General features: G+C 67.0%; 14 protein-coding genes. 7 read left to right on the top strand and 7 right to left on the bottom strand.

The features are described 5' to 3' along the window. Positions 1-198: 198 nt before the first annotated feature. Entirely contained in the window at positions 199-2,496 is a 2,298-nt protein-coding gene (locus ACILR9_RS23435) for an ATP-dependent helicase (RefSeq protein ID WP_395712375.1), read from the bottom strand. Between the two features lie 205 nt (positions 2,497-2,701). On the opposite strand from ACILR9_RS23435, the gene ACILR9_RS23430 reads away from it, so the two are divergent. The 3 genes from ACILR9_RS23430 to ACILR9_RS23420 all read left to right on the top strand — a co-directional run bounded on the left by ACILR9_RS23430 (position 2,702) and on the right by ACILR9_RS23420 (position 5,254). Continuing rightward, positions 2,702-3,643, top strand: a complete 942-nt coding sequence (locus ACILR9_RS23430) for a S1C family serine protease (protein ID WP_395712374.1) — start codon at positions 2,702-2,704, stop codon at positions 3,641-3,643. Positions 3,644-3,675: 32 nt separating this feature from the next. Beyond that, on the top strand, positions 3,676-4,632 hold the full coding sequence (locus ACILR9_RS23425) for an MBL fold metallo-hydrolase (RefSeq protein ID WP_395712373.1): 957 nt from the start codon (positions 3,676-3,678) through the stop codon (positions 4,630-4,632). A gap of 139 nt (positions 4,633-4,771) precedes the next feature. After that, the gene (locus ACILR9_RS23420; protein ID WP_395712372.1) at positions 4,772-5,254 is read left to right on the top strand and encodes a GNAT family N-acetyltransferase; all 483 of its coding nucleotides are present in this window, start codon (positions 4,772-4,774) and stop codon (positions 5,252-5,254) included. A gap of 184 nt (positions 5,255-5,438) precedes the next feature. Here ACILR9_RS23420 and ACILR9_RS23415 read toward each other — a convergent pair whose 3' ends face one another. The 5 genes from ACILR9_RS23415 to ACILR9_RS23395 form a co-directional block, all read right to left on the bottom strand. Next, the gene (locus tag ACILR9_RS23415; RefSeq protein WP_395712371.1) at positions 5,439-5,951 is read right to left on the bottom strand and encodes a thioesterase family protein; all 513 of its coding nucleotides are present in this window, start codon (positions 5,949-5,951) and stop codon (positions 5,439-5,441) included. Positions 5,952-5,954: 3 nt separating this feature from the next. Beyond that, complete coding sequence (locus tag ACILR9_RS23410; protein ID WP_395712370.1) at positions 5,955-6,470, bottom strand: thioesterase family protein; 516 nt, start codon at positions 6,468-6,470, stop codon at positions 5,955-5,957. Positions 6,471-6,575: 105 nt separating this feature from the next. Further along, entirely contained in the window at positions 6,576-7,787 is a 1,212-nt protein-coding gene (locus ACILR9_RS23405) for an MFS transporter (protein ID WP_395712369.1), read from the bottom strand. A 139-nt stretch (positions 7,788-7,926) separates the two neighbouring features. Continuing rightward, positions 7,927-8,298 (bottom strand): DUF4406 domain-containing protein, encoded by a 372-nt coding sequence (locus ACILR9_RS23400; protein ID WP_395712368.1) that lies wholly within the window; start codon positions 8,296-8,298, stop codon positions 7,927-7,929. Beyond that, positions 8,295-9,008, bottom strand: coding sequence for an alpha/beta fold hydrolase (locus tag ACILR9_RS23395; protein WP_395712367.1), 714 nt, complete (start codon positions 9,006-9,008; stop codon positions 8,295-8,297). Before ACILR9_RS23395 ends, ACILR9_RS23400 begins: the two co-directional genes overlap by 4 nt. A 335-nt stretch (positions 9,009-9,343) precedes the next feature. Between ACILR9_RS23395 and ACILR9_RS23390 the strand changes: the two genes are divergently transcribed. Next, on the top strand, positions 9,344-12,700 hold the full coding sequence (locus ACILR9_RS23390) for a Calx-beta domain-containing protein (protein WP_395712366.1): 3,357 nt from the start codon (positions 9,344-9,346) through the stop codon (positions 12,698-12,700). A 31-nt stretch (positions 12,701-12,731) separates the two neighbouring features. Here ACILR9_RS23390 and ACILR9_RS23385 read toward each other — a convergent pair whose 3' ends face one another. Continuing rightward, on the bottom strand, positions 12,732-13,310 hold the full coding sequence (locus tag ACILR9_RS23385; RefSeq protein WP_395712365.1) for an HdeD family acid-resistance protein: 579 nt from the start codon (positions 13,308-13,310) through the stop codon (positions 12,732-12,734). A 106-nt stretch (positions 13,311-13,416) separates the two neighbouring features. Between ACILR9_RS23385 and ACILR9_RS23380 the strand changes: the two genes are divergently transcribed. The 3 genes from ACILR9_RS23380 to ACILR9_RS23370 all read left to right on the top strand — a co-directional run bounded on the left by ACILR9_RS23380 (position 13,417) and on the right by ACILR9_RS23370 (position 17,148). Continuing rightward, a complete protein-coding gene (locus ACILR9_RS23380) occupies positions 13,417-14,280 on the top strand; it encodes an NUDIX hydrolase (protein WP_395712364.1) in 864 nt (287 codons plus the stop codon). Positions 14,281-14,406: 126 nt separating this feature from the next. Further along, the gene (locus ACILR9_RS23375; RefSeq protein WP_395712363.1) at positions 14,407-15,849 is read left to right on the top strand and encodes a hydroxymethylglutaryl-CoA synthase family protein; all 1,443 of its coding nucleotides are present in this window, start codon (positions 14,407-14,409) and stop codon (positions 15,847-15,849) included. A 99-nt stretch (positions 15,850-15,948) separates the two neighbouring features. Further along, positions 15,949-17,148, top strand: a complete 1,200-nt coding sequence (locus tag ACILR9_RS23370) for an acetyl-CoA acetyltransferase (protein WP_395712362.1) — start codon at positions 15,949-15,951, stop codon at positions 17,146-17,148. Positions 17,149-17,236 lie beyond the last annotated feature (88 nt).

Genomic DNA, 17,236 nt, shown 5'->3' with positions numbered 1-17,236 from the left:
GTGATGACGTCGTGACCGGTCGGCCTCGCCTGCCGGTCACCTCGCTCGCTGCCGCCCGCACTGCGCCTACAGTCCATCACTGTAGATTTCTTCATGCCTCTAAAACCCACGCCTGAAAAAGCACAGTTGCTCCGTCGCCGGAGACGGCGACACCTCCCCAACAGAGTTGGGGAGGAACATGAGAAGTGATGACGCACCTCACGCCGCCTCGATGAAGCTGTCCAAGACCTTCTTGGAGCCGGCCTTCTCGAACTCGATGTCGAGCTTGTTGCCATCGACGGCGACGATGCGGCCGTAGCCGAACTTCTGGTGGAACACGCGCAGTCCGACGCTGAGCTCGGGCCGGTCGCCCTCGACGGCGCGGCGGTCGTCGAAGGTCTCGTCGCGCCAGCGGGTGCGCCGGCCGGCCGAGGTGACGCCGAGACTCTCGTAGTCGAAGCCGCTCGCCTGGTCGCGCAGGCCACCGTGATGGCCGGCCGAGTAGGTTGCGTAGAGACCGGCGTCGCTGCTCTCGGCGAGATGGCCGTTCGGCAGCTCGCGCAGGAAGCGCGAGGGCAGCGCGGCCTGCCACTGGTTGAAGACGCGCCGGTTGGCGGCGAACGACACGTAGGCCCGCTTGCGCGCCCGCGTCAGGCCGACATAAGCCAGTCGACGCTCCTCCTCCAGCCCGGCAATTCCCTTGTCGTCGAGCGCGCGCTGGTTGGGGAACAGGCCTTCCTCCCAGCCGGGCAGGAACACGGTATCGAACTCGAGGCCCTTGGCGGCATGCAGGGTCATGATGCTGACCATGTCGCTGCCCGATCGCTCGGCATTGTCGGTGAGCAGGGCGACGTGCTCCAGGAAGGCGGGCAGGGTATCGAATTCCTGCAGGGCGTTGACGAATTCCTTCAGATTTTCAAGCCGGCCTTCCGCCTCCGGCGAGCGGTCGAGCCGCAGCATGTCGGTGTAGCCCGACTCGTCGAGCATGCTCTCGACCACCTCGATGTGGCTGATGCCGTCGAGCATGGAGCGCCAGCGCTCGAAATTGCGCACCAGATCGCCCAGCACCTTGCGCGGCCGTGCCTTGAGTTCGTCTGTCTCGAGCGCCCGCCGCGCCGCCTCGAACAGCGACACTTTCTGGGCTCGCTGGACGATTCGCAGGACGCGCAGCGCGGAGTCGCCGAGGCCGCGGCGTGGCGTGTTGAAAATCCGCTCGAACGCCAGATCGTCGTCGTGCTGCACGGTCACCCGGCAGTAGGCCAGCGCATCGCGGATCTCGGCGCGCTCGTAGAAGCGCGGTCCGCCGATCACCCGGTAGGGCAGGCCGAGGGTGATGAATCGCTCCTCGAACTCGCGCGTCTGGAAGCCGGCGCGCACCAGGATGGCGATCTGGCCAAGCGCATGCTTGTCGCGCTGCAGGGCCTCGATCTCCTCGCCGATCGTGCGCGCCTCCTCGTCGCCGTCCCACACGCCGCGCAACGAGATACGCTCGCCCTCCTTGAGATCTGTCCACAGGGTTTTCCCGAGTCGGCCCTCATTATGCGAAATCAGGTGCGAGGCGGCGGCCAGGATATGCGGGGTCGAGCGGTAGTTGCGCTCCAGGCGGACGATCGTGGCGCCCGGGAAATCCTTCTCGAAGCGCAGGATGTTGCCGACCTCGGCGCCGCGCCAGCCGTAGATCGACTGGTCGTCGTCGCCCACGCAGCAGACGTCGGGCGTGCCCTGCGCCAGCAGCCGCAGCCACAGATACTGGGCCACGTTGGTGTCCTGGTACTCGTCGACCAGGATGTGGCGGAAGCGGCGATGGTAGACGGCCAGGATGTCGGGGTGTTGCTGCCACAAGGTCACGCAGTGCATCACCAGGTCGCCGAAATCGACGGCGTTCACCTCGGCGAGGCGCTGCTGGTACTGGCGATAGATCTCGACCGACTTGCCGTTGGCGAAATCGCCGGCATCGTCGCGCGCGACCTTGTCGGGCGGCAGCGCGCGATCCTTCCAGCGCTGGATGATGCCCGACAGGATGCGCGCCGGCCATTTCTTGTCATCTATCCCCTCGGCTTGCAGCAGCTGCTTGATCAGCCGCGTCTGGTCGTCGGTGTCGAGGATGGTGAAATTGCTCTTGAGCCCGACCAGCTCGGCGTGACGGCGCAGCACGCGCACGCCGACCGAATGGAAGGTGCCGAGCCACATGCCGTCGGCGACGCCGCCGATCAGGCCGGCGACCCGATCGAGCATCTCGCGCGCCGCCTTGTTGGTGAAGGTGACGGCCAGGATCTGCGCCGGCCGGGCGCGCCCGGTGATCAACAGATGGGCGATCCGGGTGGTGAGCACGCGCGTCTTGCCGGTGCCGGCACCCGCCAGCACCAGCAAAGGCCCGGCGTCGTGCGTCACCGCCAGCCGTTGCTGCTCGTTCAGGCCCTCCAGGTGGGCGGAGGGCACGACGGCGCGCCGCGCCGGCTGCGGGTCGGAGGGCACCGGATCGTCGGTGATTTCAAACGGATCGGCGGGGGGCGCCATGCAGCGTCATATAGCAATCGGGGCAGCATACGCCTATCTTGGATGGACGGGGACCCGGCATGTCTTCCCGCGGTGACCGGGCGATTCCGTCGCCGTTGGGATAGGCAAGTACAATTATGGGAGTCTGGCCATGGCCCGAGGGTTGAACGGTTCATCGAACGGTGCGGGTCATCATCCGACGGGCCGGGAAGCGGTCGAGGCGCGGATGCCCGGGGTATCCAACCTGCCGGCGCCGATTGCCGCCGCGCTGCCCGCCGTGGTCGGCCTGCGCACGACCATCCCCAAGGATCGCCGCTCTGCCCAGACGCTCGGCACCGAGCGCGAGGGCCACGGCATCCTGATCGACGATCAGGGCCTGATCGTCACCATCGGCTACCTGATCATGGAAGCCAGCACGGTGACGATCACCGACATCGAGGGCAACGAGTGGCCGGCCTACATCGTCGGCTACGATTACGAGAGCGGCTTCGGCCTGGTGCGGACCGAGCAGCCGATGGGCTTCCGGCCGATGCGCTTCGGCGACTCCGATGTCCTGGAGCTGCGCAGCGAGGCCTTCGTCGCCGGCCTCGGCGGCGAGAAGGCGACGCTCAAGGTCAAGGTCGCCGGCCGCCGCGAGTTCGCCGGCTACTGGGAGTATCTGCTCGAGAATGCGATCTTCACCGTGCCCGCCTATCCGCTGTGGGGCGGCTCGGCGCTGATCGGCCAGGACGGCACCCTGCTCGGCGTCGGCTCGCTGCTGGTCCAGGAGGCGTTGGGGCCGGGCGCGCCTGCCTTCCCCGGCAACATGTACGTGCCTATCAACCGCCTCAGGCCGATCTTCCAGGAACTGGTCGGCACCGGGCGCCTGGCGACACCGGCGCGTCCGTGGCTCGGCCTTATTACCCTCGAGCACATGGGCAACCTCGTGGTCGGCGGCATCTCCGATGGCGGGCCGGCCGACCGCGCCGGCCTGCAGCGCGGCGACATCCTGCAGGCACTGAATGGCGAGGTGCTCGACGACGTCGCCGACTTCTATCGCAAGCTGTGGGCCAGCGGACCGGCGGGCACGACGGTGACCCTGCGCATGGAGCGCGACAGTGACTCCTTCGACGTGACCGTCCGCACCGGTGACCGCGCGCGCTACTACCACAGGTTCGGCTCCGACTGAGGCTGCGGCCGGCCAACGGCGGGGAGAGTTCGATGGCAAGGCCTTTCGCTTCACAGGCGGACACGGCGGAGCGACGCGTCACGTTCAGCCGCGTGTCGGAGAATGCCTACGCGTTCACCGCCGACGGCGATCCCAATACCGGCGTGGTGGTCGGCGACGATTCAGTGATGGTGGTCGACGCGCAGGCGACGCCACGCACTGCCGAATCGGTGATCGAGCATGTGCGCAGCGTCACCGACAAGCCGATAAAGTACGTGGTGCTGTCGAACTACCATGCCCTGCGGGCATTGGGCGCTACCGCCTTTGCGCCACAGCATGTCATCAGCAGCGAGGCGACGCGTGACCTGATCGTCGAGCGCGGTGCGCAGGACTTCAAGTCGGAAGCCCAGCGCTTCCCCCGTCTGTTCAAGTCGATGGACACGATCCCAGGGCTCACTTGGCCCACCATCACCTTTCGCGATCGCATGACGATCTGGCTGGGCAAGCTGCAGGTCGACATCCTCCATGCCGGGCGCGGCCATACCAAGGGCGACACGATCGTCTGGCTGCCTGAGGAGCGCACCTTGTTCAGCGGCGACCTGGTCGAGGCCGGCGCCACGCCCTACGCCGGAGACGGCCATCTCAAGGACTGGCCGCGGACGCTCGCTCGATTGCGCGAGCTCGCGCCGCAGGCCCTGGTGCCGGGGCGCGGCGATCCGTTGATCGGCGAGGACGCGGTCGGGCAGGGAATAGGCGACACGGAGATGTTCCTGGCCGATCTCTACGGTGCCGCATCGGCCAGCGCCGAGGCGGGCGAGACGCTGAAGCAGGCTTACGACAAGGCGATGGGGCTGTTGCAGCCGCGCTACGGTAAATGGGCGATCTTCGAGCACGTCATGCCGTTCGACGTGTCGCGCGCCTACGACGAGGCCAAGGGCCTCGACCATCCGCGCATCTGGACGGTCGAGCGCGACCGCGAGGTCTGGACGGCGCTGGAGGCCGACGATTGACCTTGATCGAAACAGTAACGCTGTCATCCCGAGCGCTGCGAGGGACCTTTGAGGCCGCAACAAGGGTCCCTCGCTACGCTCGGGATGACAGAAGTGACGTCACAAATGAAATGCCTTATCCGTTACTGGTCGCAATCTCATGACGACCGACCTGATCGTGCGTCCGGCGACGGTCGACGACGTCGACCTGCTGCATCGTTTCTCCGTCGATCTCGCGACCTACGAGGACGAGCCCGACGCCGTGCGTTCAAGTCCGCAGACGCTGGCGCGCGACGGCTTTGGCGACAATCCGCAGTTCGCCGCCCTGGTCGCCGAGCGCGCCGGCAAGCCGCTGGGCTTCGCGCTTTACACCTTCAACTACTCGGTCTGGACCGCGGCACGCGGCGTCTTCATCGAGGACATCTGGGTCGTGCCCGAGGAGCGTCGAGGCGGCGTCGCCCGCGCCCTGATGGGTGCATTGGCGAAGGAGTGCGTCGCCAAGGGCTACAAGCGCATCGACCTCAATGTGCTCGACTGGAATCCGGCGCGCGGGTTTTACGAGCGCCTCGGCTTCAGGTGGATCCGCAACTGGCTGCCCTATCGGCTGAGCGGCGAGGCGCTCGAGGCGCTGGCGCAGGAGTAGGGGCGGATAGCTCCCTCTCGCCACCCATCCACCTCATCCTGAGGAGCGCCCGAAGGGCGCGTCTCGAAGGATGGGCACCAACGACGGTCTCCGTCGCGCATCCTTCGAGACGCTCGCCGCGCTCGCTCCTCAGGATGAGGACGTTGTTGATCGATGCAGGAGGGCTTGAAGCCGCCCGGCGCGCCTACTTCTTCAGCCCCATCACTCGGCCGGCGTTGGCCGGCCGGGGCAGATGCCGGTGCGCCTGCCACAGCGTCTCCAGCCGCTCGGCCACCGGGGCAGGCCATGGCGCCGAGCGGCGGCTCACGTAGTCGATGTTCATCACGATCGCCTCGTTGGTCGCGGCGAGGTAGCCCTGCTCGGCGTGGTACATGTCGTGATAGAGGTGGACGCGCTTGGCGTCGCGCGCCAGCAGTTGGGTGACGAAGCGCATCGGGGCGCCGCCGCGCATCTCGCGATCGTAGGTGACGTGCGTCTCGAGCACGAACGTCATGCCGAGCTTGCCGTCGACGTAGCGGCGACCCAGCCCCATGTTGCGCATGAAGGCACCTGACGCCTGGTCGAAGGCCGATACGTAGAAGGCGACGTTCATATGGCCGTTCCAGTCGACCCACTCGGGCAGCACGACCGAGCGGTGGATGTCGAGCGGCGCCCGCGTCACCAGCTCGGGAAGCTCATACGGCAAGGAATCGAGCATCGATCAGCTCTTGCGCTTGATGCCGATGACGCGGCCGGCTTGCGGCGGCACGGGCAGGTCCTTGTGGGCGGCGGCCAGCCTGTGCAGCCGCTCCATGGCGAAGTCGGGCCACGGCGCGGAACGGCGGGTGGCGTAGTCGATGTTCATCAGCATCAGCTCGTTGGTGGCGGCGAGGTAGCCTTCGGTGGCGTGATACATGGCGTGGATGACGTGCAGGCGCTTGGCGTCGTAGTCGAGGACCTGCGTCGTGATACGCAGCGGGTCGCCCTCCTTGACCTCGCGGTCGTAGGTGACATGTGCTTCGAGCACGAAGGTCATGCCGATCTTCTCGCGCGTGTACTCCCAGCTGCAGCCGAACTGGGCGAACAGCGCGTCGGTCGCCTTGTCGAAGGCGACGACGTAGAACCCGACATTCATGTGCCCGTTCCAGTCGATCCACTCGGGCAGGACGGTGGCGCGATGGATGTCGAGTGGGGCGCCGAGATCGAGATCGGGCACGGGATAGGGTGGCGATTTCATGCGGCGGACCGTAGCCAAGCGCCGACGAATCGCAAGGCCCAGGTTCATGCTCTTTCGGACCGCGAGCGGCTCGGTCATGGCCGGGAGCGCGCCACTCCGTGGCGCTCATAGAGATAGAGGACGCGACATCAGCTCGATCGCCAGCCAGCTCAGGATCGCGCAGACGAGCAACGCGTTGAAGGCGTTCTGCCAGCCGATCTGCTCGACGATCAGAGCGAACACGGTTGGCGAGAAGGCATTGACCAGCAGGATCGGCGTGGCGATCAGCCCGAGCACCGCGCCATAGCCCTTGGTGCCGAACAGGGCGAGGGGGACGGCGCCGCGCACGATCGTGATCACGCCCTGCGAGGCGCCGAGCAGCACGGTGAAGGCGACGAGCAGCACAAGCTCGCCATGAGCCAGCATGAGCAGCACCAGCGCCGCCGGCAGGACGCCGATCGCGATGCGAGCGACCGTCATCGCCTTGAGGTTCCTGGCGAAGAAGATCTCGACCAGGCGACCGGCAAACTGGCCATGGCCTTTCAGCGAGGCGACCCAAACCGCGACGGCGCCGGCCAATCCGGCCGCCTCGAGCAGGGGCACGAGCTGCAGGGAAACAACGCCGAACACGAAGCCGTTAAGCGACATGATGAGCGCGAACAGGGCGATGCCGATCACGCGCAGGCGTCCTTCCAGCGCCGGCGCGCTGTCCGGCGTGGCGGAGGCTTTGACGTCCGCGGCCGGCGCGACAGTCGTCTCGCGCCATGTCAGGCCAAGCCAGTTGAGCGGCAGGCAGACGACGAGGTTGACCGCTGCGAAGATCAGCAGCGTGTTGCGCCAGCCATAGGCGTCGTTGAGATAGTGGCCGATCACCCAGAATATGGTCGACGCGTAGGCGCCGTAGAGCGTGAGATAGGAGATGGCCGCGCGGCCGCGGCTCGGCACGACCTGTACCAGGGCGGCGAATGCCGCATCGTAGAGGCAGCAGCGCATCCCGATGCCGATCATGGCCCAGACGGCGATGTATGTCGCGACGGCGTGCACCTGCGACAATGCCAGCAGGCCCGACGACACGATGATCGTTCCGATCGACATGACGGTGCGCGCTCCCGCGCGGTCGATCAATCGGCCGACCCAGGTCGAGATCAGCCCCATCACCACCAAGGCGACGCTGAAGCCGAGAAAGATCGTGCCGGTGCTCCATCCGGTGTCGGCGCCGATCGGCTTGGCGAGCACGCCGAGACAATAGTAGCTCGTGCCCCAGGCGGTGATCTGGGTCAGCCCCAGCGCATTGACCGAGATGACCAGCGGATCGGTCCAGCGGCGCCGGCGAGGCAAGGCACGCTCTCTTTTCATCGGGCGGTTGGCATCCATTCCGAGTCGTCAGCTCGTGCCCTTCCGGACCGCGAGCGTCCCGCTCGCCCATACCTCTGGGGCGAGCGGGACGCTTGCGGTCGGGAAGAAACCGGCAGCTCATTCATCGCTGCCGCTCGGGAATTTCCGACAGATCGTGGAAGATGCGCCGGCCGAGCTTGCGACCGGTCGCGACCATGTCGTCGGCGCCGGTCGAGGAGCCGCCGATGCGCAGCACTGCATCGCACTTGCCGATCAGCTCGCGCGCCACGGGATGGAAGATCTCGTCGAACACCGCGTCGCCGATCGCCGTCGAGCCCGCGTGCTTCAGCAGCGGAAGGGCGAACCATTCGCCGAGCACCGGGAGATGGCCGCGGCGGAATACTGCCAGCGCCATGTCCTCCATGGCGTCGACGTTGCGCTGGATCAGCAGCGGGTCATCGTTGGTGCCGGAGCGGTAGGGGCCGGCCACCAGGATCATGAGCTGCTCGGTCATTGCGGGATCTCCAGCAGCTCGCGGGCGACCAGCTCGGGCGCCGAGATGATGCAATTGTGCCCGGCCGCGATCGGGCGATAGCGGATATGCGGCATCGCCTGCACCTTCTCGTGCATGCCGGCCGACACCGGATAGCGCGGGCTGGTGCAGGCGATATAGGTCATCGGCCGGCCGTTGCCGGCAGGGTTCACGAGGCGGATCGGCTTGGTGTAGCAGGCGACCGGATGGGGTGTGAGCTGGCGATGCGTCCACGCCGCCAACTCGGGATCGTCGATGATCAGGCTGCCGACGGGCGCGAACGGCAGAACCTCGGTGTCGTTCACCACCTTGACCAGGGTGCGACGCTTGTCGGCGATCGCGGCCGGGATGCGGCCGAAGATCGACTGGCCGTCCTGGGCAATGCCGCCATCGATGATCACGAGGTGGCCGATCCGCTCGGGAATGCGGTCGGTGACCAGCGACGCGATCAGGCTGCCGAAGCTGTGGCCCACCAGCACGATGTCGCGCAGGTCTTCATGTTCCAGGGTCGCGATGGTGTCGGCCGCGAACACGTCGTTGTCGAGCGCCGGCGAGAGTTCGTCGGCGCGCTCGCCGACGCCACGAAAAGGCAGGGCACGGGCATCGTGGCCGGCGGCGCTGAGCCGCTCCAGCACGAATTGCCACGACCACGCGCCCATCCAGGCGCCGGGAAGACAAACGTAGGTACGCATCGATGGTCGTCTTAGCACACGGGGAAACGTTCGGGCTCTTGCGGACCGCGAGCGTTTCGCTGCCTCGGAATCATGAGCGCGAGACGTTCGCGGTCCGCAAGAACGCCGAATGCGAATTCAGCCGTCAGGCTTTTGCCTGGAATTCGCCTTCAATTCCGCCCAGGTGCATAGTATAGAAGTCACTGTATGGCCTCGACCATGAAGTCGATGCCGACCGGGTGGGGAAATCAGGACAGGGAAGCGGACGCTTGCGGGTCCGTCGGGGCAGCGCGGCCTTTGGGAGGGCGAACGCGCGCGTGAACGGGTGTGGGCTGCCGATCTTGGGAGGCGATTGAATGGCGTCGAGTGTCAGTGTGTCAGTGGTGCCGGCGCAAGCGGTCCAGGCTGAAGGATTGGCCGGAACCAAGGCTTACAGCTTCACCGTCACTCGTGCGGGCGACCTCGGCGCCCTGCAGACTGTCCAATGGATCGTCGTTGGCGATGGCCCGCGCGGCGCCGACGGTACCGATTTCGGCGGATTCATGCCGGCCGGCACCGTCACCTTCACGCCCGGCGAGACCAGCAGGACGCTGACGATCCTGGCAACGGGCGACGGCGCTGTCGAGTTCGACGAGGATTTCAGCGTGACGCTGTACGGCCCGTCGACCGGTCTCGTGGTCGCTGTCGGCTCGGCGAGCGCCATCATCCAGAACGACGACACGCCGGTCGTGTCGATCGCCGCCGTCACGGCGACGATGGCCGAAGGCGATGCCGGCACCACGCCGCTGACCTTCGTCGTCAACCTCGATCAGGCCGCCGTCACGCCGCAGTCGGTCGTCTGGTCGGTGGGCGGCTCGGGTGCCCGTCCGACCGATGCATTCGACTTTGTCGGTCCGTTCGCCGCGGGCGTGGTGTCGTTCGCGCCAGGCGAGATCAGCCGGACGATCGTGGTCGCCGTGGCCGGGGATACCAGGGTCGAGTTCAACGAAGGATTCACCGTGACGCTGTCCGGCGCCTCAGCGGGCCTCGTGATCGGGACCGCGACGGCAAACGGCACGATCCTGAACGACGACAAGTCCCTGGTGTCGATCACGGCATTGTCGGCCAGCAAGCCGGAAGGCAGCAGCGGCATGACCGCGTTCACCTTCGAGGTCGCTCTCGATCGCCCGCCCGCATCGGGGCAGACGATCGACTGGAGCGTCGCCGGCGCGGGTTTCTATGCCGCCAATGCCGCTGATTTCGGCGGTACGTTGCCAGCCGGCAGCGTGAGCTTCGCAACAGGCGAAACCAGCAAGCTCGTGACCGTGATGGTGGCGGCCGACAGCGCCGTGGAGTTCGCCGAAGGCTTCGTCGTCACCCTGGCCAATGCGTCCCCGGGCCTGGCGATGGTCACCACGTCGGCGACCGGCACGATCCAGAACGACGACAAGGCCGTCGTCTCGGTCGCGGCACAGTCAGCCACGGTGGCGGAGGGGACCGACGTCTTCACGCCGTTCACGTTCCTGGTGTCTCTCGATCGGGCCGGCGTGACCGGCCAGACCGTCGGCTGGTCGGTCGTCGGCTCCGGCTCTCAGGCGGCGGATGCGATCGACTTCGGCGGCGTGCTGCCGTCCGGCTTCGTGTCGTTTGCGTCAGGCGAAACCAGCAAGCTCGTGACGGTGTGGGTGGCGAGCGACGGCGCCGTGGAGCATGGCGAAGGTTTCACGCTCACGCTGTCGACGGTGAGTTCGGATGTCGTGCTGGGCAACGCGACGGCCGGCGGGACCATTCTGAACGACGACAAGGCGGTGGTGTCGATCTCGGCCAGCGCGGCTGTCGGGCCCGAAGGCGATGATGGCGCGCGGTCCTTCGTCTTCACGGTGACCCTCGACCGCGCCGGCGTCGCAGCGCAGTCCGTCGATTGGACGGTGACGGGAACCGGCCCCCATGGGGCTGAAGCAGCCGATTTCGGCGGCGCTTTGCCTTCGGGCAGCGTGAGCTTCGCCCCGGGTGAAACCAGCAAGCTGGTGACGATCGCCGTGGCGGGCGACACGGCGGCGGAACCCGACGAGGACTTCGTCGTCACGCTTTCCAATGCGACGTCAGGCCTTTCTCTCGGCCAGTCTTCCGCATCGGGAACCATCGCCAACGACGACCGTCCCGTCGTGTCGATCGCCGCCCTGTCGACCGCGCAGGCCGAGGGCCAGAGCGGCACGACCGCCTTCACCTTCACGGTCTCGCTCGATCATGCGTCGTCGATCCAGCAGATGGTTGACTGGTGGGCGTTCGGCACCGGTGACCATCCGGCCGCCCTCGCCGATTTCGGCGGCGCGCTGCCGCAAGGCACGGTGACGTTCGCTGCCGGCGAGACCGGCAAGACGGTGACGGTGCTGGTGGCAGCCGACCGCACGATGGAGGCGGACGAGACCTTCACGATCGCGCTCGGCGCCACCTACGGTGGCCTGGCCATCGGCAGCGGCTCGACATCCGCCGTCATCGTCGATGACGACACTGCGAGCGTGTCGATCGCCGCGGCGAGCGCGCAGCACGCCGAAGGCAATGCCGGCGCGACGTCGTTCACCTTCACCCTGACGCTGACCGGCGACAGCTCGGTCGCGCACAGCGTCGCCTATGCGGTGACGGGCGCCGGCGGCCATCCGGTCAATGCCGCCGATTTCGCCGGCGGTGCGTTGCCGGTCGGCACGGTGAGCTTCGCCGTTGGCGAGACGACGAAGACGTTGGTCATCGAGATTGCCGGCGATCATGCCGCCGGCGCCGACGAAGGTTACAGCGTCATCCTGTCCAACCCGTCGACCAATCTGCGGATCGGCACCGGCACCGCGGGCTCGGTCGTCGTCAACGACGACATGGAGGCGCACGACGATGCCTATGTGGTCCTGCAGGGCCAGGCACTGCACATCGCGGCAACGGCCGGCGTGCTGACCAACGACGAGGGCTCGGTGCCGACAACGGCGGCGGTGCTCGCCGGCCCGGCGCACGGGACGCTGACACTCGCGGCCGATGGCAGCTTCGACTACACGCCCACCGCTGGCTTCGTCGGCATCGATGGCTTCACCTACCGCGCCACCGGCGCCAACGGCAGCGGCGACGCCGAGGTGGCCATCCACGTCACGCCACTGACGGGCGCGCAGACGCTGGGCGTGCTGGCGCTGACGCACGAGCAGCAGATCGGTGCGCTCTACACCGGCTTCCTCGGCCGCGGCGCCGACGCCGCCGGCTTCGACTACTGGCTCGACAGGAGCGACTCGATGTCGCTCGCCAGTATCGCCCGCTCGTTCGCCGCGAGTGACGAGGCCCAGGGGCTCCATCCGTTTCTCGCCCGCCCGCAGGGCGCCAGCGACGCCGAGATCGGAGCATTTCTCGGCAACGTCTACGACAACCTGTTCGGGCGCGCGCCGGACGAGACCGGTGCGGCCTACTGGACGAGCCAGATCAGGCAGGCGCTGCAGGCTGGCAAGGACGCGGGCGACGTCGTCATCAGCATCATCGGTGGTGCCCAGAACAGCACTGCCGGGCAGGACATCACGACCTTGATGAGCAAGGTCGCCGTCAACCTCGAGTACATGCAGGAGCAGGACGGGGCCGCGGCGCCGTGGTCGGCGGCGACCGATGCGACCTACGCGCGAGCACTGCTCGATGCCGTCACCGCCGATCCGCAGACCGTGCTGGTCGGCATCGCCAACGCCGACCACCCGCAGCTGACCGAGGGATGATCTTCCTCGCGGCGCATGAAGGAGGGGCCGCTCAGGCTCGCTTCTTTCTCAGCGCCATGCCGATGGTCAGCCAGCTCGACCCGATGAAGATCAGGTCGACGCCGAGGAAGATGCCCAGCGTGTACTCGGACGAGTAGGGCCACTTGGCGAAGATGATCAGGCCGAGCAGCAGGGTGACGATGCCCGACACCACGACCCAACCCCACGGCTTGCCGGCTTCGCGCATGTGCCAGGCCAGGAACATGCGGACGATGCCGCCGACCATCAGCGCGACGCCGAGGAACAGGGTGAGGATGGTCGCCGCCTTGAACGGGTCCAGGATGCAGATGACGCCGGCGCCGACATAGAGAAGGCCGAGGAGCAACCAGAAAGCGAACCTGCCCCAGGTCTTGACGCTGAAGGCGGCGATGATCTCCGCTGCGCCGCCCATGATCATCATGATGCCGATGACCAGCACCGCCGAGGCGGTGGCGGCGATCACGCTGCCCAGCGCGATCACGCCCGCGAGCATGAAGACGACGCCCAGCGCCACGATCCAACCCCACTTGGCACGCAGCGTGCGGATGCCCTCGCCCAGGTTGTGCGGGGAGGAGCTGTTCGCCATCGTCATGTCGTTCTCCTTCTCTGCGGAACGGCCCGATGAAGAATACACGCCATCGATGGCACTGTCGCGACGAGTATGGGAAAATGCGCCAAATCCAGTATCACAGGCAGAGATGACCGAACCGAAGAAGCAACCGCCGGTGCCCCGGCCCGCCACCACCGTGCTGCTGCTGCGTCCGTCGCGGCGCGGCGATGCCGCCGCGCCGCCCGAAGTCTTCATGGTGGTGCGCCATCAGCAGATCGACGCCTTTTCGGGTGCGCTGGTGTTCCCCGGCGGCAAGCTCGAGGATGCCGACGGCGATGCGCGGCTGCGCGCGCGCTCGACCGGCGCGGCGGCGCTCGGCGACGAGGAGCTGAAGTTCCGCATCGCAGGCATCCGCGAGGCGTTCGAGGAGTGCGGCATCCTGCTCGCCCACAAGCGCGGCCAAGGTCGGCGCGGCTCGAGCGCGCTGGTCACCGCCGCCGAGCTGGCGCCGATCGAGCAGCGCTGGCGCGACAAGCTTGCTAAGGACGAGGCCAGCATCGTCGACCTTGTCGAGGCCGAGGATCTCGAGCTGGCGACGGAGCTGATGACGCCCTACGCCCATTGGATCACGCCGGTGTTCGCCCCCAGGCGCTTCGATACCTGGTTTTTCGTCGCCGAGGCGCCGGCCGAGCAGGACGCCCTGCATGACGGTTCCGAATCGGTCGATTCGGTGTGGATCGGTGCGCAGGCGGCCATCGACGAGGCGGAAGCAGGCCGGCGCACGCTGGTTCATGCCACGCTGAAAAACCTCGAGCTGCTGGCCGAGGCGGATACCGTCGGCGCGGCGATCGCGCAGGCCAAGGCCCGCCGCATCGTCACGGTGCAGCCGTGGGTCGAGAGCCGCGACGGCAAGCGCTACATGCATCTGCCGCCGGATTCGGGCTACCGCAACGTGGTGCGCGAGATGCCCCCTCAGGCTGGCCCACAGCCGGTTCCGCAGGCCGGACGTTAATTCCACGTTGTTGGCTGTTATGCTCATTTGCGGCTCGCCCCGCCCGCCGGGGCGCGCTAAGAGCGCATACATAAACGCTCGTTCATGAGCCGGCGTCGGCGCCGGACAGCAGGAGGAAAGAGAAGAATGGTCGGAATCGTGGCCTATGGGGCCTATGTGCCGCGCCTGCGTCTCAATCGTCAGGCGGTGTACGACGCCAACAAGTGGTTCGCCGCCGGCCTGCGCGGCCTGGCCAAGGGCGAGCGGTCGATGGCCAATTGGGACGAGGATTCGATCACCATGGCGGTCGAGGCGTCGCGCGACTGCCTGACCAGCCACAAGGCCGAGGACGTCCGCAACCTCTACTTCGCCTCGACCACGCATCCCTTCAAGGATCGCCAGAATGCCGGCGTGATCGGCACGGCGCTGTCGATCGAGCAGAACCTGCTCGCGTCCGACGTCGGCGGCTCGCAGAAGGCCGGCACGTCGGCGCTGATCGCCGGCCTGAATGCCTCGAAGGGCGGCGCGCCCTCGCTGGTCGCCGCCGCCGACAAGCGGATGGCCCGCGTCGCCTCGGCCAGCGAGCTGAACTACGGCGACGGCGCCGCGGCGTTGCTGTGCGGCACCGAGAACGTCATTGCCAAGCTGGTCGGCCATCACTCGGTGTCGATGGACTTTGTCGACCATTTCCGCGGCGACGAGACCGACTTCGACTATGGCTGGGAAGAGCGCTGGATCCGCGACGAGGGCTACTCGAAGATCGTCCCGCCGGCGATCAAGGCGGCGCTCGCGGCCTGCAAGCTCAAGGGCAGCGACATCACCCACTTCATCATGCCGAGCCCGATGCCGGCGGTGCCGCGCCAGATGGCCAAGATCTGCGGCGTGGCCGACGGCGCGGTGCGTGACCTGTTGGGCGCGACGCTCGGTGATACCGGCTCGGCGCATGCGCTGGTCATGCTGGTCGATGCGCTGGAGACCGCCAAGCAAGGCGACAGGATCATGGTTGTCGCGTTCGGCCAGGGCGTCGACATCCTGGTGTTCGAGGTCACCGCCGAGAACGCCAAGCTGCCCAAGCGCAAGGGCCTGTCGGGCTGGATGGCGCGGCGCAAGGAAGAGAAGAACTACATGAAGTTCCTCGCTTTCAACGAGATGCTGCCGATCGAGAAGGGCATGCGCGCCGAGTTCGACAAGAAGACCGCGCTGTCGGTGCTGTGGCGCAAGCGCGACATGATCTACGGCCTGGTCGGCGGCAAGTGCAAGGTGTGCGGCACGGTGCAGTTCCCGCGCAGCCAGGTCTGCGTCAATCCCAACTGCCACGCCGTCGACAGCCAGGATCCGTACGCCATGGCCGGCCTGGAGGCGAACGTGATGTCGTTCACCGCCGACTCGCTCACCTACTCGCCGGACCCGCCGGCCTACTACGGCATGATCACGTTCCCCGAGGGCGGCCGCTTCATGGCCGACTTCACCGACAGCGACAAGGAACAGGTGAAAGTCGGCGCCAAGATGCGCATGACCTTCCGCATCCGCGACAACGACACCATGCGCGGCGGCTTCAAGCGCTACTTCTGGAAGGCGGCTCCGGTCTGATTCATCGCCGGGAACGCGCCACGGAGTGGCGCGCTCCCGGCAAAGAATGCGTTGATGTGATAGTCTGAAACCCTACCACCACCACCAAGGAGACCTGCAATGGCTCGTGGTATCAAGGACAAGGTTGCCATTCTCGGCATGGGTTGCTCGAAGTTCGGCGAACGCTGGGACAGCGGCGCCGAGGAGCTGATGCTCGAGGCGTACAAGGAGGCCATCGCCGACGCGGGGATCGACGCCAATCAGCTCAATGCTGCCTGGTTCTCGACCGCCATCGACGAGGTCCATGTCGGCAAGTCGGGCATCCCGATGTCGACCACGCTGCGTCTGCCCAACATCCCGGTGACGCATGTCGAGAACATGTGCGCCTCGGGCACCGAAGCATTCCGCGGCGCCTGCTATGCCGTTGCCTCGGGTGCGGCCGACATCGCCATCGCGCTCGGCGTCGAGAAGCTGAAGGACACCGGCTACGGCGGCCTGCCGGGCGGCCGTGGCGGCCCGCTGCAGGCGCTGTGGAGCGCCAACGGCACGGCGCCGGGCAACTTCGCCCAGCTCGCCACGGCCTACATGACGGCGCACGGCGTCGGCGCCGACGACCTCAAGCGGGCGATCGGCCACGTCTCGTGGAAGAGCCATCAGAACGGCGCCAAGAACCCCAAGGCGCATCTGCAGAAGGCCGTCGAGATGGACACCATCCTGAACGCGCCGATGATCGCCTCGCCGCTCGGCCTGTTCGACTGCTGCGGCGTGTCGGACGGTGCGGCCGCCGCCATCGTCACCACGCCCGAGATCGCCAAGGCGATGGGCAAGCAGAACATCGTGTCGGTCAAGGCGCTGCAGCTCTCGGTGTCGAACGGCTCCGAGTCGGGCCACAATTCGTGGGACGGCAGCTACTTCCACACCACGCGCATCGCCTCGAAGAAGGCCTATGAAGAGGCCGGCATCAAGAACCCGCGCAGCGAGGTCTCGATGTTCGAGGTGCACGACTGCTTCTCGGTCACCGAGCTGGTGACCATGGAAGACCTGCACATCTCCGAGACCGGCAAGGGCTGGAAGGACGTGCTCGACGGCTTCTACGATGCCGACGGCAAGATTCCGTGCCAGATCGACGGCGGCCTCAAGTGCTTCGGCCATCCGATCGGCGCCTCGGGCCTGCGCATGCTGTACGAGATGTACCTGCAGTTCCAGGGCCGCGCCGGCGCACGCCAGCTCAAGGATCCGAGGATCGGCATGACGCATAATCTCGGCGGCGCGCCGCGCGAGAACGTGTCGAGTGTCGCCATCGTCGGCCGCTACGAGTAGTCGCATACGAGGCGCTGTCATCCCGATGCCGTAGGCCGAGGGACCTTTCAGGCTCCAGGAAAGGTCCCTCGCTCCGCTCGGGATGACA

Source organism: Reyranella sp. (assembly GCF_044224635.1).
Lineage (GTDB): Bacteria > Pseudomonadota > Alphaproteobacteria > Reyranellales > Reyranellaceae > Reyranella.
This window is presented reverse-complemented; position numbering and strand designations above follow the sequence as displayed.

Coding starts and splice junctions, on each gene's coding strand:
- ACILR9_RS23425 (WP_395712373.1), top strand. CDS start 3,676: ATGGCAAGGCCTTTCGCTTCACAGGCGGACACGGCGGAGCGACGCGTC.
- ACILR9_RS23370 (WP_395712362.1), top strand. CDS start 15,949: ATGGCTCGTGGTATCAAGGACAAGGTTGCCATTCTCGGCATGGGTTGC.
- ACILR9_RS23430 (WP_395712374.1), top strand. CDS start 2,702: ATGCCCGGGGTATCCAACCTGCCGGCGCCGATTGCCGCCGCGCTGCCC.
- ACILR9_RS23415 (WP_395712371.1), bottom strand. CDS start 5,951: ATGCTCGATTCCTTGCCGTATGAGCTTCCCGAGCTGGTGACGCGGGCG.
- ACILR9_RS23395 (WP_395712367.1), bottom strand. CDS start 9,008: ATGCGTACCTACGTTTGTCTTCCCGGCGCCTGGATGGGCGCGTGGTCG.
- ACILR9_RS23380 (WP_395712364.1), top strand. CDS start 13,417: ATGACCGAACCGAAGAAGCAACCGCCGGTGCCCCGGCCCGCCACCACC.
- ACILR9_RS23390 (WP_395712366.1), top strand. CDS start 9,344: ATGGCGTCGAGTGTCAGTGTGTCAGTGGTGCCGGCGCAAGCGGTCCAG.
- ACILR9_RS23385 (WP_395712365.1), bottom strand. CDS start 13,310: ATGACGATGGCGAACAGCTCCTCCCCGCACAACCTGGGCGAGGGCATC.
- ACILR9_RS23375 (WP_395712363.1), top strand. CDS start 14,407: ATGGTCGGAATCGTGGCCTATGGGGCCTATGTGCCGCGCCTGCGTCTC.
- ACILR9_RS23410 (WP_395712370.1), bottom strand. CDS start 6,470: ATGAAATCGCCACCCTATCCCGTGCCCGATCTCGATCTCGGCGCCCCA.
- ACILR9_RS23400 (WP_395712368.1), bottom strand. CDS start 8,298: ATGACCGAGCAGCTCATGATCCTGGTGGCCGGCCCCTACCGCTCCGGC.
- ACILR9_RS23435 (WP_395712375.1), bottom strand. CDS start 2,496: ATGGCGCCCCCCGCCGATCCGTTTGAAATCACCGACGATCCGGTGCCC.
- ACILR9_RS23420 (WP_395712372.1), top strand. CDS start 4,772: ATGACGACCGACCTGATCGTGCGTCCGGCGACGGTCGACGACGTCGAC.